The following is a 21,425-nucleotide window of genomic DNA, read 5'->3' on the forward strand; positions in this document are numbered from 1 at the left end:
TAGGCCGTTCACTCAGCGGGCCCGGAGCCGGACAGGCACTCGACGGTGAGGTCGCGGCCCGCGATCTCACCCTGACGAGCCTCGTCAACAACGTCGGCTTCCCTGCTGACGGCCCATGCCGGGAGGAGGAGCGCGACCGGGTGCCCAGGCTGGTGCCGCGGCGGGCGACAGACAACAAGCTCGCCGCCGGCACCGACCGACGCCGCGGCTGCCGGCCGGTGATCGGGCTCGTTCATCCACTCCGCCACTGACAACGGCTGTTGCTACGGAGTTGGACCGCCATTTTCTTCATGTGCGGTCGTGTCTCATGCGGCCAGCTGACGGCGCAAGGCCTCCGCGTCGTGGACGTTCGTCATGTGCACGAACCGGCCGTCACGGATGTGGTAGACGGCGAACTCAACGATTTCGAATGAGGCGCCGGAGGGCGCCACACCCAGCCACTCCTTGGCGGGCGTGCCGGTATTCAGCAGGCGTGCGGCCAGGTGGTCGCCATTCACGGAAAGCTCCTGAATCTCCCAGTGCAGGTCCGGAACCGTGTTCCCAAGATCGGTGAGCGCCGAGACGATCAGATCAGCCGTAACGGCATCGCCGAAGTATGTGAGGTCGTCACTGAGGAACTCACGAATGCTGGCGAAGTCGTGAGCATTGAGGGTCTCGATGTAGCGCGTGTAGAAGGCGCGCAGGTCAGTCTCTGACATGGTTCCTCGCTTGGTGGTGATCCAGCACCTTGCTGGTCACACCCAGCTTCACCCAGCCCGATGTTACGATCCATAACATGTCGTCCAGAATTCTTCACCGATCGTCCAGCGCGCCGACCGTAGCGCCCTCCGATCCCGTGGCCGACACGATCGGCCTCTTGCGACCTCGGACCGAGGCCCACCCCGGCCTTCATGCCGCAGCGCCTTGGGCGGTGCGGTTCGACGCCTTCGACTTCGTCAAGATCGGGTGCGCGGTTCGCGGCGCGTGCTGGCTGGTAGTGGAAGGACGTGAGCCTCTGTACCTGAAGGAGGGCGATTTCTACCTCCTGAAGTCTCCCGGGCCCCACACTCTCGCCAGTTCGCTGACCGCGATGCCCCAACCCGGCCGAGAATTGTTTGAGAGTGCCTCGCAAGGCGTCGCACGGATTGGCGCCGAGGCCGACGAGACCAACTACGTGTGCATGGCGTCTCTATGGTTCGACGAGGCCAATGCTCCACTTCTGCTGGAGATCCTTCCCTCGCTTGTGCACTTGCCGGCGACGAATCCCCTGATTCGCCACGTCGCCTACATAACCGAACTGTTGGGGATCGAGGTCGAGAGCAGAGCCGTAGGACGGTCCCTGGTCCTGGACCATCTCGCACAGATCATGTTCGTTCAGGTGCTCAGGGCACACGTCGCGCAAACCGACCAGCCCACCGGATGGCTGGGAGCACTCAGCGATGACGGAATCGGCGCGGCGCTGCGCGCCATGCATGCCGACGTCGCCCATCGCTGGACCCTTCGTGAGCTCGCGGCCATCAGCCATCTTTCTCGATCCGCTTTCGCAGCCAAGTTCAAGAAAGAAGTAGGCGTCGCGCCCCTGGAATATCTGATCCAGTGGAGGATGAGCCTCGCCCGTGACGCGCTTCGCCGTGACACGCGTTCCATCTCCGAACTGGCCTTCGCGACCGGATATGAGTCGGAGAGCGCGTTCAGTACGGCGTTTCGCCGTGTCGTAGGCGTCTCGCCCCGGGAGTTCCGCCACGGTGCACGGCGTGCTGCAAGCGCCGCCTCGGGCTTTCATCCAGAAGCTGCGGTAAGCGCATGAAGGCAGGGCCCCCGGGGCCGGAGCAGGCCGATTGCGTCAGCCACGGGAGCCAGGAAGCCGAGCACCCACGACACCCCCTGGACGATACGTAAAGTACTGCGGACTCTTCATTATGGAAGATGTTCTTACTCTCGCTCAGTATTGATGTCGAACGCAACGGCATCGAGAGAGTGATCGGCCCGGACGCTCCGCCGGACATGGTCAGCGGAACTGACGGCCAGGTTGGAAAAGGCTCAGTTACGGAGATCCCCATGGGGCAGCTGGAAGGCAAGACGGCCGTCGTCACCGGAGGCGGCACCGGTATCGGTCTGGCCACCGCCTTACGACTGGCGGACGAGGGTGCGTACGTGTTCATCACCGGGCGACGCCAGGACCAACTGGAGGCCGCCGTCGACATCATCGGAACTGACCGGACCACCGCAGTCGTCAGCGACGTCGGAAAGGCGGAGGAGCTGGACCGGCTCTACGACACCGTTCGGGCACGAGGCCAGGGCTTGGACGTGCTCGTGGCGAACGCGGCGATCGGCTCGTTCGTGACGCTGGAACAAACCACCGAGGATCATTTCGACCAGACTTTCGCGGTCAATACCCGAGGCACGCTGTTCACCGTACAGAAGGCGTTGCCGCTGCTCAAAGAGGGAGCGTCGATCGTCCTGGTCGGTTCGACGGCCGCTGACCGCGGAATGGAGGCGTTCGGCGCGTACGCGGCGTCGAAGGCGGCCGTCCGGTCCTTCGCACGGACGTGGTCCGTCGAACTCAAAGGCCGCGACATCCGGGTCAACGTGGTCTCTCCGGCATGGATCGAGACTCCCGGGATCACCACCACCTTCGGTGACGAGGAGGCCTTCCAGGCCATCAAGGAACATGTCGCCGCAACCGTGCCCCGCGGCCGCATGGGCACGCCCGAGGAGGCCGCCGCAGTCGTGGCCTTCCTGGCCTCGCAACAGAGCAGCTACATCACCGGCGCGAACTTCTACGTCGACGGTGGCGCGAACCAGATCTGACCCTCCGTCAGCTCGACGACCTGCTGCCCGCCATCGCCTGAGCCACGCACGGAGGCCCGCATCCGCCGCCGCACCCGAGATCACGGAACCCACCCCTGGCGCCCCGTCCGGTCTGTCAAACAAATGGCTCTGTCTCACTTCCGGTGGTGACCTACGGCGACTTCCGCTGCGTCTGGGGGGACCGGAACGAGTTGACCAGCCATTCTCGGCGCTACCCTCTGTGATCACCGAAAGGGAGACAGAGCCGTCCGTTTAACAGTCCGCCGGACGCCGAGGACGGGGATGCCGACCTGGTCGGGGGTGACAAGCTCACGCCTGGCTCCGAGGTGTCTGCCCCGGGTGCTCGGCTCTTCGGTCATGTCGTCCCGCGGGGTATGCCCTGCCACTACCAGTGTCAGCAGGGGTCTGGGTAGCTGCCCGCGGGGTGGCGAGAGTCGTGTCGGCGCTCGAGGTTCACGTTGCGGAAAGAGGTTCTCATGTCGCACGTTCTGGTCACCGGCGGGTCCGGTTTCATCGCCGGGCACGTCATCAAACAGCTGTTGGATCAGGGGCACACGGTGCGGTCCACTCTTCGTTCCCTGCGTAAGGAGGACGCTGTCCGATCTGTGCTGCGGGATGCCGGGGTCACCCGCGACCAGGCGCTGTCCTTCGTCGCGGCAGACCTGATGAAGGACGCCGGGTGGGCGGAGGCGGTCACCGGAGTGGATTACGTCATCCACCTTGCTTCCCCGATTCACGCCGGGAAGGTCAGGGACGAAGATGAGGTCATCGCTCCCGCGCGAGATGGTGCGCTGCGCGTGCTGCGTGCTGCGCGCTGCGCGCGACGCCGGCGTGCGGCGTGTGGTGCTGACTTCGGCGTTCCACGCCGTCGGGTTCGGTCACGGGCACATCGATCATGTCTTCACCGAGGAGGACTGGTCGCCGCTGAACGGCCCGGGGGTCGACGTGTACGGGCGCAGCAAGATCCTCGCTGAAAAAGCCGCTTGGGACTTCATCGCGCAGCAAGGGAACAAGCTGGAGTTGACGACGATCCTGCCCGTCGCCGTCATGGGCCCCGTCATGGGCGAGGATGTCTCCGGCGCGAACCACATCGTTCAGCACAGCCTCAATGGGCGGATGCCGGGCTACCCGAACATGTTCGTCCCGATCGTGGATGTCCGTGATGTCGCCGCGGCGCACATCGCGGCCATGACAGCCCCCGGTGCGGCCGGTGAGCGTTTCCTCATCGGCACCGGCGAGCCGGCGATCGCGATGAAGGAGATCGGCGCGATCCTCAAGCAAGAGCTCGGCGAGAAGGCCACGAAGGTCCCGACCCGATCGATCCCGAACTTCGTCGTGCGGCTGACCGCGCTGTTCCGGGACGAATTCAAGTCCGTCGCAGCCGACCTCGGCTACGTCAAGCGGGTCTCCGTCGACAAGTCCCGCACCGTCCTCGGCATCACCCCCAGGCCCGCCCGCGAAGCGATCGTCGCTGCCGGCCGCAGCATGGTCAACCGCGGTCTGGCCGACTAACCCCCACAACGCACCCCCAGGTACCGATATTTCAAGAGAAGCATGATGACCATCGTGCTTCTCACTGGCGCCGGCAAGGGCATCGGCTTCGAGACCGCCCGCCAGCTCACCGACCTCGTCCATGCCGGGTGGATCGGTGCCCGCGACGCCCAGCGCGTTGGGTCCTGATGGACGCAGGGGGGTCGCTGTCCGTGGTCGCCGTCGTCGCTGTCATGGAGGCGAGGAGGGCAAGCTTCTCACCGCTGTCCGTCTGTGGTGCGGGGTGGTAGACGACGAGCATCGCGCCCTCGGTGCCGCTGACGGCGAGTTTCTCGCGGTCGAGCTGGAGGGGCCCGACCTGTGGGTGGTGGAACGTGACGGTCGCCCCCGCGCGGGGACCGACGTCGTGGCGAGCCCACAGGCGGCGGAACTCCGGGCTGACCAGGGTGAGTTCGCCGACGAGTTCGATGACCCGCGGATCGTCGGTCTCACCTCCGACCGAGTGGCGGAACCCGGCGAGCAGTCCGGCCGCGGCGCCTTTCCAGTCCGCGAAGAGAGCTTGTTCCGCGGGGTCGAGGAAGACGTCGCGGAGTCGGTTCCCTCCGGCCCTGAGCCGTGGCGAGATCGCCGCGGCGAGTGGGTTGGCCACGAGCACATCCAGGCAGCGGCCCTCGATGAACGCGGGGAACGGCAGTTCCGCGACGAGCCGTGCGGTGCTCGCCGGAATGGTCTCCCGCCGAGATCTCCGTCGCTTCCGGCGCGGTCGGGCCGCGGCGAGGCTGAGCAGGTACGAGTCGTCCTCCATCCCGAGGACACGCGCGATCGCCTCCAGCACCTGGGCCGATGGGTTGCGGTCGCGGCCCTGTTCCAGGCGCAGGTAGTACTCCGCGCTGATCCCGGCCAGCATCGCGACTTCTTCGCGGCGCAGTCCCGGGACGCGGCGGGTTCCGGTCACGGGAATCCCGACCTGCTCGGGAGTGACCAGCTCGCGGCGAGCCCGGAGGTACTCACCGAGCATGTTCGGTTCGGGGTTCATGCCACCCACGGTAGGCACGGGGCGGCCGAACCTGCGTACTCCCTGCCACTACCAGTGTCGCGGGGAACGTGGTTCGCAGGCGCCGGCGTGCGAAACGTTGTTCCCGGCTGGCACATCGCAGTCGTTCGTGCGCGGCCGCGGTGTGTGCCTGCGCGATCGAGGCGACGATGGACAGGTCAGCGCGAGCGACACCCGCGACTCCTCGGCCAGCGGCCGCAGTTCCCGGACGGTCTGGCGGGCGAGGGGCCGTGGATGCTCGCCGCGTACGAGCGGGACCCCGCGGCGCTCCGGGTCGAGCTGCTGCTGGGGGTCGGGGCGAGCAACTGCCGGCGCTGCGCGACGGCCACGTCCGCCGACACGTCGTCGCAGGGGAGCGGCCCGCCGCGCTGACCCACGACAGGGGCCGGAATCCATCCTTCGGGCCGTCCGTGCATGGCCTGGCGTCCCCCACGGAGGGCATCTCGCCTGCCCCTGTGGGGGGATTGACAGGTCCCCCTTCAGGGGCAGGTCGGCTGCCCCGCCTGACCTACCGTTGGCTCGTGCTTTCCAGCCTCAGACAGAACGTCATGGACCTGCTGTTCGCGGTTGTGATGACCGTTCTGGCCCTCGTCACGGTGGCCCAGACCGTCGACAACGGTGAGCAGACGTGGGCCATGGTGGTCGGGGCGTTGACGGTCGCGCCGCTCGCCCTGCGGCGGCGGGCCCCGGTCCTGACCGCCGTGGTGATCCTGCTCGGCCTGCTCCTCTACAGCCTGCTGGGCTACGGCAAACACCCCAACGGCGGCGTCGGGATCGTCATCGCGATGTTCACCGTGGCCATGATGCGGCCCCGCCCGGTGGCCCTGGCCCTGTGGTTGGCGTCGGCCGCCGTCAGCGCGGTCACGTTCTTCACGGCCGCCACGGACGAGGTGCCGTGGTCCCGGGCCGTGCAGGCGCCCTTGGTGGTGCTGGCCGGAGGGTGGTTGCTGGGGGAGTGCGCGAAGCACTGGGCCGAGCGTGCGGAACGGCTCGCGGGCGAGGCGGCGCGGGAGGTCGAGCAGGGCATCGCCCGCGAGCTGCACGACGTCGTGGGCCATCACATGGCGGTCGTCTCGGCGTACGCGGGCGTCGCCGAGCAGGTGCTGGACCGTGATCCGGCGACCGCGCGCACCGCCATCGCGGCCGCGGGGAACTCCAGCCGCGAGGCGTTGGTCGAGATGCGGCGCATGCTTCAGCTACTGCGCTCAGCGGAGGCGGGAGCGGAGGCCGCCGCCCGCGCCGCCGGGGACGGCGCGCCCGGGCCGGGGCTCGCGTCGCTGCACGATCTTGCGGACCGGGTGCGTGGCGCGGGCGTTCCCGTGGAGGTCGCGGTGACCGGACGCCCGCGCGCTCTGCCGCCCGGCCTCGACCTGTGCGCGTACCGCGTCGCGCAGGAGGCCCTGACCAATGTGGTCAAGCACGCCGGCCTGGCGGCGGCGAGGATACACCTGGACTACGGAGAAGAAATGCTGTCCTTGATGATCAGTGACACGGGTACCGGTCCTGGCGCCGCCGAGTTCCCGGCCGTCTCCCACGGGTTGCGCGGCATGCGGGAACGCGCGGCGCGCCACGGCGGCCTGCTGCTCGCGGGCCCCGGCGCCGATGGCGGGTTCGAGGTCACGCTCTCCCTGCCCATCGGCGAGGCGGCGTGACCACCCGCGTCCTCGTCGCCGACGACCAGGCACTGCTGCGGGCGGCGCTGGCGACCCTGCTGAACGCCGCCCCGGGCCTGGAGGTCGTGGGCGAGGCGGCCGACGGCGTCCAGGCGGTGGAGCTGGCCGCGGAACTGCGCCCTGACGTGATCACGATGGACATCAGGATGCCCGTCCTCGACGGCGTCACCGCCACCCGCCAGATTCTCTCCGCCGCCGGGGACGACGCGCCTCGCGTGCTGATGCTCACCACCTTCGACCTGCCCGAGTACGTCTACACCGCGCTCGGGCAGGGCGCCGCCGGCTTCCTTCTCAAGGACACGCCGCCCGACCGGATCGTCGCCGCCGTGCACACCGTCGCCGCGGGCGACATGCTCATCGCCCCCGACATCACGCGCGACCTGGTCGAGACCTACGCGCGGCACCACCGGTCCATCGCCCGCGCACACCGTCCCGACACCCTCACCAACCGCGAGACCGAGGTGCTGCGCCTGATCGGCAAAGGCCTCAGCAACGGCGAGATCGCCCGGCAGCTCGTGCTGAGCGAGTCGACCGTCAAGACACACGTCAAGCGCCTCATGGGCAAGCTCGGCCTGGCCAGCCGCGCCCAGGCGGTCGTCGTCGCGTACGAGACGGGCCTCGTCACGCCCGGAGAAGCGGGCACGGGTTCAGCCGCGGCGTCGTAGCAGTCGGCAGGGCGGGTGACCTCCCTCCCAGGGGGGACTGTCAGTTCACCCCACAGGGGCAGGCGAGATGCCCTTCGTGGGGGGACGCCAGGCCATCCGTCACCCGTCTAACGTCCTGGGAAGCACCGGTCGGAGAACTCCTTGACGGTGCCCGAAGATGCGGACTTGGGGGAATGGATGCGTAGCTCGTTTCCGGGGACCGACGTGCACACGGCCGTGACGGGCCGCCCTGTCCCCGGACGGCAGGGGCAGCGCGGGCGGCCCGAAGGACGGATTCGGGTGACCGTTCACGCACCGGACCCGATCTCCCGGGAGGGCGCGCGCGGCCAGCTGCGCCGGCGCCCCGAGATCGAGCTCCGTGAGGAATCCGAGACCGAACCCGGCACGGTGGCCCTCCTCATCAGCGATGTCCTCGACGACGCCGCCGTCACCCGGCTGCGCCGGCTCATCAACGGTGGGCGAACCCGCGCCGTGCTCGTGGTGGGCTCGTTGCGCGATGCCAAGCTCCTCGACGTGCTCGGCTGCGGCATCGGCGCCATCGTCTGGCGCCACGAGGCCACCGAGGACCGCCTGGCGCGGGCGGTGATGGCGGCGGCGCGCGGCGATGGTGAACTGCCCGCCGACCTGCTCGGCCGGCTGATCGACCAGGTCAACGTCCTGCACGGCATGGCGGCCGCCCGGGCGGGTGCGCCCACCTCGGGCCTCTCGCCGCGCGAGGTGGACGTGCTGCGGCTGGTCGCCGACGGCCTCGGCACCAGCGAGATCGCCGCCAAGCTGTCCTACTCGGACCGCACGATCAAGAACATTCTGCACGAACTGTCCACGCGGCTGCACCTGAGGAACCGGGCGCACGCGGTGGCGTACGCCCTCCGCGAGGGCTACATCTGACCGACCCGACGACAGAAACGGAAGCCTGACGGTGATTCACGAGGTGGACGAGGTCCTCAAGGGGCTGCTCGGCGGCGGGGCGCTTACCGGCTCCGGCATCGAGGTCTCGTTCGACGCGCCCACCCGCGACTGGGCGGCCCGGCGCAACGCGCCCGCGATCAACGCGTACCTGTACGACCTGAGGGAGGACGTGAAGCGCCGCCAACGGGGGCACGCGGCGGTCCGCGACGACCGCAACCTGGTCGTGAAGCACCGCCCACCGCCGCGCTGGTTCCGGCTGTCGTACCTGGTCACGGCGTGGACGAGGCAGACAGAGGACGAACACCGGCTGCTGTCCGCCGTGCTGGCCACGCTGTTGCCCCGCGAACTGCTGCCCCCGTCCGAACTCCCCGGCGCGCTCGGCACGACAGGCCTGTCGGTGCAGATGACGGTCGCCGGCGTCCACACGGAGTCCCGATCCCTCGCCGAGATCTGGTCCGCCCTCGGCGGCGAACTCAAGCCGTCCATCGACCTGGTGATCGTCGTCCCCTTCCCCGGCTACCCCGAGTACGACGCCGGCCCGCCGGTCACCGAGGGCGCGGTGGTCCGCGCCTACCGCATGGACGAGCCCGAGGCGGCCCCCGACGAGCGCGCGCACCGGCCCCACCAGGTGGCGAGGGCGCGGCAGTCCCGGGGAGCGAACAGGTGACCACGGAGGCCGTGACGCCACCGGAGGACGGCGGCCCCGCCCCGGACGACCGAGGCGACGCCGACCCGGCCGCCGCGCTCCTCGTCCGGCTGGCCCGGCTGTGGGACCGGGTCGCGTGGCTGGTCGAGGACCGTTCCGCCAACGACCCGACGGCCGGCGACCCGATGCGCGGTCTCTACCTGTCCGAGGACGCCGTACGGCACCTGCTGCACAGCGCCCCCGCCGCCGCCCACGGCGCCGCGCCCGGGCCCGACTGGTCCGCCCCTCCCGACGCGACCGGCGACCGTCTTGGCATGCTCACCCAACGGTTCGGTCTCACCGAGGCCGACATCGCCGTACTGCTCATCGCCGTCGCCCCGGACCTCGACCGCACCTTCGAGCCGCTCTACGGCTACCTCAACGACGACGTCAGCCGCCGCCGGGCCACGATCGGGCTCGCGCTCGACGTGTGCGGGCTGCCCGCGCACCTGGCGGCGGCCCGCGCCCGATTCCACCCGGCCGCACCGCTCGCCGCGCTCGGCCTGCTCGACGTCGAGGAGCCCGAACGCCCCTTCCTCAGCCGCTCGCTGCGCGTGCCCGACCGCGTCGTGGCGCACCTGCTCGGCGACGACACCCCGGACGCGGCGCTCGCCGCCCACCTGCGCCCCACCCCGGAGCCGGCCGCCGCGTACACCGACGACGGTCTCGCCACCAGGCTGTCCGCCCGCCTGGCTCGCGGCCCGGCCGTCGTCTACCTGCGCGAGCACCGCGAGGGCGACGGGCTGGCCTGCGCCACCGCCGCGCTGGGCGGCGGAACCCTGGTCTACGACGGCCCGCCCGAGGAGGTGCCCGCCCTGCTGCGCGAGGCCCGGCTGTCGGGACGCCCCATCACCGTGTCAGGACTGCCGGACGAACCGGCCACACTGCTACGAGAGCTGACCGCACAGCAGGACGTCTCCGTGCTGCTCACCGACCAGCGCCCGTACGATCCCCGCTGGTGCGGGCGGGACCCGCTGGTGCTGGAGGCGCCCCGGCGCGGCGCGGGGGACGCGGCGGCCTGGGCGGCCGCGCTCGGTCTCGCGGTCGGGGACGAGCCGGGGTTCGACCTGGCGGCGACCGTCGCTCCGTACCACTTGGGCGGCGAGGGTGTCGTCCGTGCGGCGCGGGCCGCCCGTGCGCTGGCCGATCTCGACGGCACCCCACTCACCGCCGCCCACCTGCGGCGCGCGGCCCGGCAGCAGTCCGCCTCCGGGCTCGAACAACACGCCCGCCAGATTCGGCCCGCCGTCGACTGGAGCGACCTGGTCCTGCCTGCCGGGCCGCTGTCTCAGCTGCGCGAGCTGGCGCTGCGTGCCCGGCACCGCGACCGGGTGCTGGGCGAGTGGCGGCTGAGCGCGGGCGGCGGCCGGGGCCGGGGCGTACTCGGGCTGTTCGCGGGCGAGTCCGGCACCGGCAAGACCCTCGCCGCGGAGGTGGTGGCGGCCGAACTCGGCCTCGACCTGTACGTCCTGCAGTTGTCGTCGGTGGTGGACAAGTACGTCGGCGAGACCCAGAAGAACCTCGAACGCGTCTTCACCGAGGCCGATCGCACCGACGCCGTGCTGCTGTTCGACGAGGCCGACGCGGTCTTCGGCAAACGCTCCGAGGTGAAGGACTCCCACGACCGCTACGCCAACATGGAGAGCGCCTACCTGCTCCAGCGTCTCGAGTCCTTCGACGGCATCGCCCTGATGACGACGAACCTGCGGGCCAATATCGACGAGGCGTTCACCCGCCGGCTGGACCTGGTGGTCGACTTCCCCTTCCCCGACGCGGAGCAGCGGCTGGCGCTGTGGCAGCACTGCCTGGCCCGCGTGCCGGGCGCCGAGGACGCCGACCTGAAGGAACTCGCCACCGGGTTCGAGCTGGCGGGCGGCGCCATCCGCAGCGCGGTGGTCACCGCCGCCTACCTGGCCGCCGGGCGGGGCGGGACGGTCACCGAGCGCGACCTGCTGGAAGGGGCCCGCCGTGAGTACCGCAAGGCGGGCCGCCTGGTGCCGGGCGAGTTCACCGACGCCTGGTAACGCCCCGGGCCGCCCGCCCGGGCCTCACTCGTCGCCTCCCTCGTCCTCGAGCGGCCTGAGGATCTCCCACTCCTGGTCGTCATCCTCGAGACAGGTGAAGATGGCGAGTGGGGCCTCCGGCTCGCGCGTCAGGCCGTTCACGTCCAGGCACAGGCCGTTGCTGGCGAAGTTGCGTATCCAGAAGCGGTCCTCGCCCCGCTCCTCGAGCCACCACAGCTGGTTGTCGTCCGTCGTGCCGTCGCAGTCGTGCTCCGTGATCCGCGTCCGGCTGGGCGTCCCACCGGAGCCCGGCAGGTCCATGCACAGACCGTCCGTCGCGTTGACGATCTGGAAGAGCGGCCGGCTCTCCGGCCCGCCCTCGGGGTACATCACCTCCAGGTGCCACAGCTGGTTGTCGCCCTCGACGGTGCACGTGGCCTGCTGCACGACGGCACCGATCTCACCCCGGCCCCGTCCCGGTACGTCGGCGCACCGCTCGCTGTACACGTTGCGCAGCATGACGTCCCTGGCGGGCACGGTGGAGTCCGGCTCCTCGAGTGGTGGGGCGCCTCCGCCACCCCCCTCGCCCTCCGGCTCCGGCTCTGGCTCCGGCGCCGGCTCCTCTTCCTCCGCCGGCTTCTCCTCCTCCGGCTCCTCGGTGGGCTCGGGCGGCGCCTCGGTCACCTCCGGCGTGGGGGCGGGCGGCAGGACGTCGCCGGCCGCCGCCGGACTCGCCGTGGCGGCGCTGGTGACCCTCGGCCGGTAGGCGAACCACAGCACCAGGAACATGATGGCGAGGGTCAGCAGGATGCCGAAGACGGTGGCGAGCCAGCGGGGCACCACACCGAGCTGGTGGTAGGTGCCGTCCACGGGCAGCGGTTCGGTGCCCGAGCGCTGCACCGCCAGGGTGTACGGCCGCTCCTCGCTGGGCCCGACCCAGGTGACCTGCTCCGGCGACAACCGTGCCTTGACGAAGGCGGCCCGCCCCGGCTGGATCTGCACGTTGGCCGGGTGGATCTCGTAGCTGAGCTGGTCGCCGTTGTCGCTGCCGCTGATGGAGGCGGTGAGTGGGGTGTTCCCCAGGTTGTCGACGGCGAGCCGTGGCCTGCCCCGGAAGCGGCCCCGCACGGTGACCGGCACCAGCTCGGCCCGTACCTCCGTGAACGGCAGGATGGTCAGGTTGCCCTCGGGGACGGTGACGGCGTCCGGGTGCTCGGTGGGCGTGATCCGCACCGCGTACGGGTTCGGCCCCGCCGTCGCGTCCGGCGACCGGGGCGGCGCGAACGTCAGCTCCACGGTCCCCGTCGTCCCCGGGTAGAGCCGCAGCGTCTGCGGCTCCACCCGGGTCCAGGGCGCCACCTCTCCGACGGGCTCGAAGCGGTACTCGTCGACGACGTCACCGGTGTTGCGTACACGCAGCCGCACGCGCGTGCTGTCCCCGGCCTCCACGGTGGCGGAGGCGGGTTCGAGGGAAGTCCACAGGCTCACACACCGACGCTAGGCCGGGCGGCGGCACCGGATCAGGAGCCTTCCGTGCACCGCCCGGCCGCCGCAGGGCCGGAATCGTTGCCCTGCGGGGCGGCGGCCCTGAGACCCGCTCGTATCGCGCCTGGCGATGGGCGATGTCAGGGCCGGTGGGCCAGCCGCGGGTCAGCCGCGGTTGCCTGGCACGTACTCCTCCGGGAGACGCGCCGGGTAGACCGACGCGAACGCGCCGTCGCTCTGCTCGCGCTCCCTGACCTGGATGCGTTCGGGTGCGATGCCGAGGGCGATCAACTCGTTCCTCACGGTCTCGGCCCGCCGGCCCGCCAGGCCCCTCACCGGAAATCTCGAACCGCGGGAGTGCCCTTCGACCACTATCGGCGCGCGGGAGCGCCGCCATCCCGCCGCGGCCCGCTCAAGCGCGGCGACGCTGTGGCCCTGCAGGACATTCGAGCGCTCCTCGAAGTACAGGCGAGGGACGCTGGTGGTGACGACGGTCATGGCGTTGAGCGCGGTGCCACGGTTCTTGTTGTGGAAGCCACGCCTGCCTTGCTGTGCGTACATCGAGAAGTACCACATGCCGCCCAGCGCGGACCTGGTCTCCCGCTCCAGCAGCTCTCGGGCCACCCGATCCGCGTGCGCCCGGGGCATCCTTCGTCCCGGGTAGGCCTCCGCGTAGGCACGGCCGGTCTCCTGGGCCGCCGCGCGCAGCACCTCCTCCATCAGCGAGTTGCGGTTGTAGTTCTCCAGGGTGATCTGATCGCGGCGATCGCTGCTCTCGGCCACCACCGTGGCGTAGTGGTAGACCCAGATCCGGCCGGTGGGCTCCCTGTCGCGGGCGAAGTCGAAGTTCGCGGGGACACCCGGGCGCGGCTCGGCGGCGATGGTGTGCGTGGTCAGTGCCTCGCCGACCCGGGCCACGGCGTTCTCGTTGATGCCGATGCCGCGCTCGTAGTGCCGGAGCCGCCGCTGGCCCTGGAGTGTGCCGTACTGTTCGCCGGGAGCCGTCGCCGGATCGGGGCCCTGAGCACCCCATGCCGCCTCCCGCGGAGTGGCCGGCGGCCGGTCCGAAGCCAGCGCGGCGGCGAGGCGCGGCAGCCCGGTGGCACCTCTGGGGCCGATTTCCGCCGTGACGCTCGAGCCGCCCTCACCCCGGAAGACCGCGTGGCCCAAGGTGCCACCGACCAGCCGCTGAGCGACCTCCACGCACTCGTGCTGGGCCAGGTGCATGAACCTCTGGAGGACGACGTCGTCGAGATCAGTCGCGATCCGGGGCCGGACCACCGTGAGCCGTTCCCCATGGGAGTTGGTCAGCGAGTGGCCGCCCTGGCCCAGTCGGATGTAGCTGCCCGCCTTCGCCAGTGACTGGTTCGCCGCGGTCACGACGTTCGGAACGGCGTAGAACTCCTTCGCATTGCCGGCCGCGTTCATGGCTATCGTCTCGTCGTCGGACCAGCTCAGGGTGACCGGCCCCCGCACCGCGGCGGTCCGTTCGAGATCGGCCTGGAAGTTTCCGTCCTGGTCGAGCCAGACGGAGACCTCCATGCTGTTCTCGGCGAAGGCCGGCAGCTGGTCCCCTGACTCTCTGTCGAAGCGGGTCCTCGCCGGGGTGGGATCGGTGTCGTCGTACCGCTGGACGTGGTGGACGTGGTGGCCGTGGGAAGTCACCGCCTGGTGATCGGCGGTGCGTTGGACGTCCCTCTGGACGCCGGGGATGCCGTCGGGTGCTGACAGCCCCTGGTCGGTCGGTGGGAGTGGGGCGCGCATGACGCGGTCGGCGACCGCGTCGGCGGACCGCTCGAAGCTGTCATCCACCTCGGAGACGGACACACCATCGCCGTGGTCGGTGCCCGTGACCGGACCCCGACGCTGCTGTCGGTAGTGCTCCAGCTCGTGGGCGAGCACCTGCTTGTCGCCCACCGCCTTTCTGCTGAGGACGATGTGCGGGCCCGAGGTATAGGCCACGGCGCCCAGCTCGGCCGCCGAGCGGTCCGCCTCCGCTCCGGTGTGCAGCTGCACCGGGCTGAAGCTCTCCCCACCGAAGCGCTGTTCCATCTCCTGTCGCAGACCCGGTTCGATCGATCGGCCGGGGCGGCGCAGGACATCGTGCACCGTCAGGCGCTGCACGGGGCGGGTCGCTGTCCCCTCCTGCCCACCGCCGGGCCCGTGGTGGTGCTCCTCCCGGTCGTCGCCGCCCTGTGCGGACCGTGACCGCTGGATCATCGCCGCCACCGCCGCGTTGCCCACAGAGCCCTGAAGCGCCATCAGGTCGGTGGCGCCCGTCGCCTCCTTGGCCGCTGGCGCGGCGGCGGGCTGCCGTTGCCGTTGCCGGGGCCGGCCGGAACGGCCTGCCTGCTGCTCACCCTGATGTTGTTGTCGGAGCGTCATGACGTCCCTTCACCTGGACTTCCTACCGACCCCGTGTCTAGTTCGCGCGGTCGACCGAAGCCAGGGTCTCGAGGGCAGACACCGGCGCATGCGGGCCATTACGGCGCCGCACGGTGCGCCCACACGCCAGGCGCGTCGACGCTGGCCCGAAGACCCCGCGAAGGGGGGGCGGTGGTCGGGAAGGTCACACCTCGCCGCGGTAATAATTCGAACGGGAACCACTCGACCCCACGCCGAACCTGCGTCGCCTCCTGGATTGTGGTCTGAACTTGATCCACCTGACATCGTGATCCGGATCATGCTTCCACAGCACAAGCGGAGCATTTTCATTGGGATAGAAAGACACTTCTGTGTTGGCGGCCCAGACGCTCATGCCGAGCTCATCAGCCGCCTTCTGGGCTATGCCACCGTCGACGCTTCCGGCCAAGCAGGCACCCAGAACAACGCATCCTCCAGGTTGGGACCGAATCTCATTGAAGCTGTTGCGACGTCCCAGTTCGCTGGCCAGAACCTGTGCGTCCTGATGGACTTCCGGCGATTCCTCCGCATTGTCCCGATGGAACTGCAGCGCCTCTGCGTTTCCATGGTTATTCGTGACATAGACGGGGTTGCTGGCCCAGGGAGCCCTTTCGTATGTCACGGCACCTGTGGCGGCATCCATGATGCCGATCATGTCAACGCTGCGATAGTTCCACATGCCGGCACCTTCAGCATGCTCTTCCCTGGAAAGGAACGAACGTCCATGAAGCCCCGGAATCCTTTGACTGACATACCGTGACCGGGACCTGCCGAAACCAAGTGGCATGCGCTGCACCGAGGCTGCGGCGTGCGCACCGGAAGTACCTGGCCTCGACAGGCGACGGTCATCCGCCACCGCACGAGCGACGGCCTGGTTGCCGGCAAGCCTCTGCAAGTCCGCCAGTTGCACGGGCAGTGCGGCAACCGGGGATGCGAGGCTGGAACCGCCAAGCGCCGGCGGCGCCTTCGTCGACGGGCGCACCGGCTTGGTCGACGTGGCCGCTGGTCCACCGTGCTGATCCTCTCGCGCGTGCATAGACGCCCTTCGTGTGCCTGGGCCGTGGTACAGCCTCGTTGATGGATGTGCGGGGGTGCGGAGAGATCCGAGATCGACTGCCACGGAACTACGTCCCGTGTCTACTCCGCGCGGCCGACCGACGCCAGGGCCTCAGGGGCAGACAGCGGGCGCGTGCGGGCGGTTCGGCGCCGCACGGTGCGCTCCATGCCCACGCGCACCCTTCTCTGACGCCCCGCCGGACCGCGCCCCACACGCGTGCCCCGTCACGGTCGTCCGCTGTCGCGTCCAGCCCCGCGGGGCAAGCCGACTTCCCCGGGAGGCACGGGCAGTGCCCCCCGTCAGAGACCGGCGGACGTTTCAACCGCCGAAAGCGGGAGCGAAGGTGGAACGGTTCCGTCCCTCTCCAAGGAAGAACGAGGAGAAGCATGCCCTCGTACCTGTCGCCCGGCGTCTACGTCGAGGAGGTGGCCAGCGGCGCACGCCCGATCGAGGGAGTGGGCACGTCGGTGGCGGCCTTCGTCGGGCTCGCACCGATCGGCCCGCTGAACGAGCCGACGCTGGTGACCAACTGGACGCAGTACGTCGCGGCCTTCGGTGACTTCACCGATGGGTACTACCTCGCGCACTCCGTCTACGGCTTCTTCAACAACGGCGGCACGGCGGCCTACGTCGTGCGGGTCGGCGGCTCGACCGAGGGTGCCGCCGCGAACGGCGCGGCGCCCGCCGCCGTCACCGGCTCCGGCGCGACCAGCCCGGCCCCGCTGCCGCCGAGCGAGCCGAAGCAGCTCGGCACCTTCACGGTCACGGCCACGGGGCCCGGCGACCTGAGCGTCGAGGTGGCCGACCCCGAGGGCGACGGACCCGCCGAGCGGTTCAAGCTGATCGTCAAGGACGGCGGCAAGACCGTCGAGAGTTTCGACGTGACGGCGAAGAAGGGCAACCGCAACTACGTCGTCACCCAGGTCAAGGAACGCTCCCAGCTCATCGAGGTCGCCGAGGCCGCGCCGGCCGGGCAGCTCGCCCGCCCCAGCAACCAGACCGTCGCGCTCCCGGCTTCGGCGCCCGCGGCGCCCAGCGGGGACGTCGAGGCGCAGCAGCCGGGACCCGCCCAGTACCTCGGCGACTCCGCCGACCGGACCGGCTTCGGCGGCCTGGAGGCCGTGGACGAGGTCTCCATGGTGGCCGTGCCCGACCTGATGGCCGCCTACCAGAGCGGCGCGATCGACCTGGAGGCCGTCAAGGCGGTCCAGCTCGGTCTGATCGCGCACTGTGAGCTGATGGGCGACCGGGTCGCCATCATCGACCCGCCGCCCGGCATGAACGCCCGTCAGATCCGGGTCTGGCGCCAGGAGACCGCGGGCTACGACTCCAAGTACGCCGCCCTGTACTACCCGTGGATCAAGACCTTCGACCCGGCCACCGGACAGGCCCGCACGGTGCCGCCGAGCGGCCACATGGCCGGCGTCTGGGCCCGCAACGACGCGGAGCGCGGCGTGCACAAGGCGCCCGCCAACGAGGTGGTGCGCGGCGCGGTCGACCTGGAGCTCCAGATCACCCGCGGTGAACAGGACCTGCTCAACCCGATCGGCGTCAACTGCATCCGCGCCTTCCCGGGTCGTGGCATACGCGTCTGGGGCGCCCGCACCCTCTCCTCCGACCCGGCCTGGCGCTACCTCAACGTCCGCCGGTACTTCAACTACCTGGAAGAGTCGATCCTGCTGGGCACGCAGTGGGTCGTCTTCGAGCCCAACGACCACAACCTGTGGGCCCGGATCCGTCGCAACATCTCGGCGTTCCTGGTCAACGAGTGGCGCAGCGGGGCCCTGTTCGGATCCCAGCCGGAGCAGGCGTACTACGTCAAGTGCGACGAGGAGTCCAACCCGCCGGAGTCCGTCGACCTCGGCCGCGTCATCTGCGAGATCGGCGTCTCACCCGTGAAGCCCGCGGAGTTCGTGATCTTCCGGCTCGCCCAGTTCTCCAGCGGCAGTGCGGAGCTGGAGGAGTAGCTCCGCCCCTCATCCGAGGTCCACCGCACGAGTCGTGAGCCCAACTAGCCAGGAATCAGGGAAGAGATGAGTCTCCAGGAAGCCGACAGCCTTACATCACACGCGTTCGCCCTGCAGATCGACGGCGTCCAGGTCGAGTACCTGCAGGAGGTGAGCGCCCTGGACATGGAGCAGGACACCATCCAGAGCCCGCAGAACTCGGCCAGCGGCCAGCCGACGATCAGCATCCTGCCGGGCACGCAGAAGAGCGGGACGTGCACCGTCGTGCGCGGCATGACCGAGTCGGAAGCCTTCACGCAGTGGATCAACCAGTCGCTCGCCGGCCAGATGTCCGTCGCGCGCAAGAACGCGTCGATCGTGATGCTGGACTACGAGCGGAACCCCGTGAAGTACTACCACCTGCGCAGGGCGTGGTGCAGCAAGATCGCGAGCAGCACGCTGAAGGCGGGTGAAGCGGCCATCGTGTCCGAGACCGTGACCATCGTCTTCGAAGAGCTGGTCATCGAGTGATGAGGCGCACGATCGCCAAGGCGTCCGGTGGGGGTGCGACCGCGACCGGCCCCGACCTCGCACCGGAGCCGCCGGCCGCTCCCTCCCCCGACGCCACGGCCGGCGGCACGCCGGCGCGGCTACAGACGGAGTTCCCCTTCCAGCTGCCGCGCGGCTACGTGGACGCGCAGGGCACGGTCCACCAGGACGGCGTGATGCGGCTGGCGACGGCGCGCGACGAGCTGGTGCCGCTGCGGGACCTGCGCGTGCAGGAGAACCCGGCGCTCCTGTCGGTGGTGCTGCTGGGCCGGGTCATCACCCGCCTCGGCACGGTGCCGGTCGTGCACGACGGCATCGTCGAGGGCATGTTCGCCTCCGACCTGGCGTTCCTCCAGGACTTCTACCGCCAGATCAACGCCGAGGGGCACACCCGCGCGTCGGTGGCCTGCCCCCACTGCTCGGAGCCGTTCGAGGTGGATCTCGGCGGGGGCCGCCTGGGGGAATCGTGACGTACGCGACTGACCGACTGCACGAGGAGATCGCGTACGTCGCCTACCACTTCCACTGGGACCTGGACGAGATCCTGGACCTGGAACATCACGACCGCCGCCGCTACGTGGAGCAGATCGCGTCCCTGGTGACGCGCGCCGGGACAGAGGGGTGACACGTGGGGTTCCTGGACAGGTTCAGGGGCGGCGGCCGACGGCAGGGCGGCGGCGCGGAAGCCGGTGCCGGTGCGGAAGCACCTGCCCGTGCCGGCGCGGAAGCCGCGGCGGCACCGGTCGCGTGGGCGGGACTGCCGCCGATCCAGCGGGCGCTGGGCGCGGGACGAGTCATCGCGGACGCGAGCTTCACCGGGCGGATGGCGACATTCCAGAACCCGTCGTTCGCGGGAACGACGTCCCACGCCGTCCTCGACGGCCGGACGATGAGCCTGGCGAGCCAGCTCCGGCCCCCGGCGTACGGCAGACCTGTCCCGGGGCTTGAGCAGCCCTTGTTCACGCTGCCCGTGGTGGTGCCGGCGCCGAAGGAACCCGAGCCGGCCCCTTCCCGGGTCGCCATGCCGCTGACCGGGCCGTCCCGTGTGTCGGGGCCGCGGGCGACGCCCGTGGCCCCGCGCGTGCCGCAGCCTCCCTCCCTCACGAGGGCGGCGGCGGACGCCGCGCCGCCGGTGCAGCGCCGCGTGCTCCCGGCGTTCCGGCCGAGCCCGAAGCCAGGGGACGAGGGGCCCGGTGCGCCGGGAGGAGGAGTAGCCGGCGGGCCCGTTCGTCCGAGCGGCGACGGCGACGGCGGCGGCGACGCGGGCAACGGCAACGGCAACGGCAGCGTGCCGGGTCCGGTGGACGACGGTGCCCCGCCGGTGCGGGGGACGACGGCGGCTCCGGACGTGGCCGGCCCGGCCAAGCCGGCGGCGACCACGGGCGACGCGCCATCCCACACACGCCACCAACCACCCGCCCCGGCCACCGCCGCCATACAACGACGAACGGAAAGGACCCAGACCCCGACCCGAACGAACCAGCCGGCGACCACCGACGTGGGCGGGGCTCCGCCCGGCGGTCGCGCCGCGATCCAGCGCGCGGCGGCCACGTCGCCCCGGCGGGCGACCGGCGGCACGACGGACGGCGGGCCGGTCCCGCCGTCGGTTCGCCCATCGCCCGCGCCTTCCCTCGGCTCCCCCTCGACGAGTGATGGCCGCACGCCAGCTCACGGCACCCCCGTGCGGCGCGCGGCGGCCGACGCCGGCGCGAGGCGTACGCCGCCAGCTGACCACCGCCCTGCCCCTGGCCCCGCGCCGGACGCCGGTGCCGCCGGCACCGCCCCGGCGCGGCCAAGCGCCCCGACCCCGACCTCGCCCGGCAGGCTCGGACTGGGTGCTCCGCTGAGTGGACCCGTGCCGGCCCCCACCGCGCCAGTCCAGCGAACACCGGACACCACACACCCCGTACGACGAAGCGCAGCCTTGTCCTCCCCGATCACTCTCCCACCCCCCGCGACGCCACGCGACGCCCACCCGACTCCGACGGGCCCCACTTCGGCCCGTCCGGCATCGCCGAGTGCCGCGGCGTCGGTCGTGACTCCGTCGTCCATGCCCACGTCATCGGCACCTCCCGCACCACGCGGTGCGGCGCCTTCGCCGACCGCTCCTGCCACGAAGGAGGCGTCGGAGCCCCGGGTCTCGACACGGCCGTCGGCGAGTCGGTCTTCCGGGCCGGTGAGCCGTCCGGTCACGGGTGTGTCTCCCGCCGCGCCGGTACAGCGGCGTACCGACCGTGCCATCCCGTCCGGTCTCGGGGCTCCCGTCACGACCCCACCCACCGACACCGCGCCCCTCGCCGTGCCGGCCGCGCGCCGGGACCCGGTGGCCACCCGGGGACCGGATGCGGCACGTTCGGCCCCGGTCACCCCGGTCGCCGTTGACCGTCCATCAACCAGTGCCGCACCGCAGGCACCTGTTCCGACCAGTCCCGCTCGGACCGCACCCACACCCGCCACGCCCGGGCCCACGATGTCGAACCCACCCATCGCGACACGGCCTTCGGCGAGTTGGTCTTCCGGGCCGGTGAGCCGTCCGGTCACGGGGGTGTCTCCCGCCGTGCCGGTACAGCGGCGCACCGACCGCGCCGTCCCGTCCGGTCTCGGGGCTCCCGTCACGACCCCACCCACCGACACCGCGCCCCTCGCCGTGCCGGCCGCGCGCCGGGACCCGGTGGCCCCCCGGGGACCGGATGCGGCACGTTCGGCCCCGGTCAC

Annotated in this window: 18 protein-coding genes and 1 pseudogene; 14 read left to right on the forward strand and 5 right to left on the reverse strand. The window is 70.7% G+C overall.

The window, feature by feature from the left end; translation table 11 throughout:
- Window positions 1–305: 305 nt before the first annotated feature.
- Complete coding sequence (locus tag RNC47_RS29000) at window positions 306–698, reverse strand: ester cyclase (RefSeq protein WP_311602938.1); 393 nt, start codon at window positions 696–698, stop codon at window positions 306–308.
- A 77-nt stretch (window positions 699–775) separates the two neighbouring features.
- Here RNC47_RS29000 and RNC47_RS29005 point away from each other — a divergent pair, with 77 nt between their 5' ends.
- From RNC47_RS29005 to RNC47_RS29020, 4 genes and pseudogenes are all read left to right on the forward strand, one after another.
- Complete coding sequence (locus RNC47_RS29005) at window positions 776–1,786, forward strand: AraC family transcriptional regulator (protein WP_311602939.1); 1,011 nt, start codon at window positions 776–778, stop codon at window positions 1,784–1,786.
- Window positions 1,787–2,037: 251 nt separating this feature from the next.
- The gene (locus RNC47_RS29010) at window positions 2,038–2,790 is read left to right on the forward strand and encodes an SDR family NAD(P)-dependent oxidoreductase (RefSeq protein ID WP_311602959.1); all 753 of its coding nucleotides are present in this window, start codon (window positions 2,038–2,040) and stop codon (window positions 2,788–2,790) included.
- 476 nt (window positions 2,791–3,266) lie between these two features.
- Window positions 3,267–3,590: pseudogene (locus tag RNC47_RS29015) on the forward strand (NAD-dependent epimerase/dehydratase family protein); the annotation flags it as partial.
- The gene (locus RNC47_RS29020) at window positions 3,574–4,302 is read left to right on the forward strand and encodes an NAD-dependent epimerase/dehydratase family protein (protein WP_311602940.1); all 729 of its coding nucleotides are present in this window, start codon (window positions 3,574–3,576) and stop codon (window positions 4,300–4,302) included. The pseudogene RNC47_RS29015 and the gene RNC47_RS29020, both read left to right, overlap by 17 nt.
- 106 nt (window positions 4,303–4,408) lie before the next feature.
- Here RNC47_RS29020 and RNC47_RS29025 read toward each other — a convergent pair whose 3' ends face one another.
- Window positions 4,409–5,317 carry a helix-turn-helix domain-containing protein gene (locus RNC47_RS29025; RefSeq protein ID WP_311602941.1) on the reverse strand — a complete coding sequence of 303 codons (909 nt, stop codon included), beginning with the start codon at window positions 5,315–5,317 and terminating at the stop codon, window positions 4,409–4,411.
- Between the two features lie 252 nt (window positions 5,318–5,569).
- Between RNC47_RS29025 and RNC47_RS29030 the strand changes: the two genes are divergently transcribed.
- From RNC47_RS29030 to RNC47_RS29055, 6 genes are all read left to right on the forward strand, one after another.
- Window positions 5,570–5,707 (forward strand): hypothetical protein, encoded by a 138-nt coding sequence (locus RNC47_RS29030; RefSeq protein ID WP_311602943.1) that lies wholly within the window; start codon window positions 5,570–5,572, stop codon window positions 5,705–5,707.
- Between the two features lie 149 nt (window positions 5,708–5,856).
- Entirely contained in the window at window positions 5,857–6,987 is a 1,131-nt protein-coding gene (locus tag RNC47_RS29035; protein ID WP_311602945.1) for a sensor histidine kinase, read from the forward strand.
- Complete coding sequence (locus RNC47_RS29040; protein ID WP_311602948.1) at window positions 6,984–7,673, forward strand: response regulator transcription factor; 690 nt, start codon at window positions 6,984–6,986, stop codon at window positions 7,671–7,673. Before RNC47_RS29035 ends, RNC47_RS29040 begins: the two co-directional genes overlap by 4 nt.
- A 279-nt stretch (window positions 7,674–7,952) precedes the next feature.
- Window positions 7,953–8,561: a helix-turn-helix transcriptional regulator gene (locus RNC47_RS29045; protein ID WP_394814904.1), complete on the forward strand. Its 609-nt coding sequence runs from the start codon at window positions 7,953–7,955 to the stop codon at window positions 8,559–8,561.
- 31 nt (window positions 8,562–8,592) lie between these two features.
- A complete protein-coding gene (locus tag RNC47_RS29050; protein ID WP_311602950.1) occupies window positions 8,593–9,249 on the forward strand; it encodes a DUF4255 domain-containing protein in 657 nt (218 codons plus the stop codon).
- The gene (locus tag RNC47_RS29055) at window positions 9,246–11,291 is read left to right on the forward strand and encodes an AAA family ATPase (protein ID WP_394814905.1); all 2,046 of its coding nucleotides are present in this window, start codon (window positions 9,246–9,248) and stop codon (window positions 11,289–11,291) included. Before RNC47_RS29050 ends, RNC47_RS29055 begins: the two co-directional genes overlap by 4 nt.
- A 24-nt stretch (window positions 11,292–11,315) precedes the next feature.
- Here RNC47_RS29055 and RNC47_RS29060 read toward each other — a convergent pair whose 3' ends face one another.
- The 3 genes from RNC47_RS29060 to RNC47_RS29070 all read right to left on the reverse strand — a co-directional run bounded on the left by RNC47_RS29060 (window position 11,316) and on the right by RNC47_RS29070 (window position 16,194).
- Window positions 11,316–12,758 carry an RICIN domain-containing protein gene (locus RNC47_RS29060; protein WP_311602952.1) on the reverse strand — a complete coding sequence of 481 codons (1,443 nt, stop codon included), beginning with the start codon at window positions 12,756–12,758 and terminating at the stop codon, window positions 11,316–11,318.
- Between the two features lie 162 nt (window positions 12,759–12,920).
- The gene (locus RNC47_RS29065; protein ID WP_311602953.1) at window positions 12,921–15,140 is read right to left on the reverse strand and encodes an eCIS core domain-containing protein; all 2,220 of its coding nucleotides are present in this window, start codon (window positions 15,138–15,140) and stop codon (window positions 12,921–12,923) included.
- Between the two features lie 184 nt (window positions 15,141–15,324).
- Window positions 15,325–16,194, reverse strand: a complete 870-nt coding sequence (locus RNC47_RS29070) for a hypothetical protein (RefSeq protein WP_311602954.1) — start codon at window positions 16,192–16,194, stop codon at window positions 15,325–15,327.
- 407 nt (window positions 16,195–16,601) lie between these two features.
- Here RNC47_RS29070 and RNC47_RS29075 point away from each other — a divergent pair, with 407 nt between their 5' ends.
- The 4 genes from RNC47_RS29075 to RNC47_RS29090 all read left to right on the forward strand — a co-directional run bounded on the left by RNC47_RS29075 (window position 16,602) and on the right by RNC47_RS29090 (window position 19,335).
- On the forward strand, window positions 16,602–18,182 hold the full coding sequence (locus RNC47_RS29075; protein WP_311602955.1) for a phage tail sheath family protein: 1,581 nt from the start codon (window positions 16,602–16,604) through the stop codon (window positions 18,180–18,182).
- Window positions 18,183–18,248: 66 nt separating this feature from the next.
- Window positions 18,249–18,692 (forward strand): phage tail protein, encoded by a 444-nt coding sequence (locus tag RNC47_RS29080; protein WP_311602956.1) that lies wholly within the window; start codon window positions 18,249–18,251, stop codon window positions 18,690–18,692.
- On the forward strand, window positions 18,692–19,180 hold the full coding sequence (locus RNC47_RS29085; RefSeq protein ID WP_311602957.1) for a hypothetical protein: 489 nt from the start codon (window positions 18,692–18,694) through the stop codon (window positions 19,178–19,180). The genes RNC47_RS29080 and RNC47_RS29085 overlap by 1 nt, the downstream gene beginning before the upstream one ends.
- Window positions 19,177–19,335 (forward strand): DUF6760 family protein, encoded by a 159-nt coding sequence (locus RNC47_RS29090; RefSeq protein WP_311602958.1) that lies wholly within the window; start codon window positions 19,177–19,179, stop codon window positions 19,333–19,335. Before RNC47_RS29085 ends, RNC47_RS29090 begins: the two co-directional genes overlap by 4 nt.
- Window positions 19,336–21,425: the final 2,090 nt, after the last annotated feature.

This window comes from Streptomyces millisiae (assembly GCF_031845425.1).
GTDB classification, from domain to species: domain Bacteria; phylum Actinomycetota; class Actinomycetes; order Streptomycetales; family Streptomycetaceae; genus Streptomyces; species Streptomyces millisiae.

Coding starts and splice junctions, on each gene's coding strand:
- RNC47_RS29000 (WP_311602938.1), bottom strand. CDS start 698: ATGTCAGAGACTGACCTGCGCGCCTTCTACACGCGCTACATCGAGACC.
- RNC47_RS29005 (WP_311602939.1), top strand. CDS start 776: ATGTCGTCCAGAATTCTTCACCGATCGTCCAGCGCGCCGACCGTAGCG.
- RNC47_RS29010 (WP_311602959.1), top strand. CDS start 2,038: ATGGGGCAGCTGGAAGGCAAGACGGCCGTCGTCACCGGAGGCGGCACC.
- RNC47_RS29020 (WP_311602940.1), top strand. CDS start 3,574: ATGGTGCGCTGCGCGTGCTGCGTGCTGCGCGCTGCGCGCGACGCCGGC.
- RNC47_RS29025 (WP_311602941.1), bottom strand. CDS start 5,317: ATGAACCCCGAACCGAACATGCTCGGTGAGTACCTCCGGGCTCGCCGC.
- RNC47_RS29030 (WP_311602943.1), top strand. CDS start 5,570: ATGCTCGCCGCGTACGAGCGGGACCCCGCGGCGCTCCGGGTCGAGCTG.
- RNC47_RS29065 (WP_311602953.1), bottom strand. CDS start 15,140: ATGACGCTCCGACAACAACATCAGGGTGAGCAGCAGGCAGGCCGTTCC.
- RNC47_RS29070 (WP_311602954.1), bottom strand. CDS start 16,194: ATGCACGCGCGAGAGGATCAGCACGGTGGACCAGCGGCCACGTCGACC.
- RNC47_RS29075 (WP_311602955.1), top strand. CDS start 16,602: ATGCCCTCGTACCTGTCGCCCGGCGTCTACGTCGAGGAGGTGGCCAGC.
- RNC47_RS29080 (WP_311602956.1), top strand. CDS start 18,249: ATGAGTCTCCAGGAAGCCGACAGCCTTACATCACACGCGTTCGCCCTG.
- RNC47_RS29085 (WP_311602957.1), top strand. CDS start 18,692: ATGAGGCGCACGATCGCCAAGGCGTCCGGTGGGGGTGCGACCGCGACC.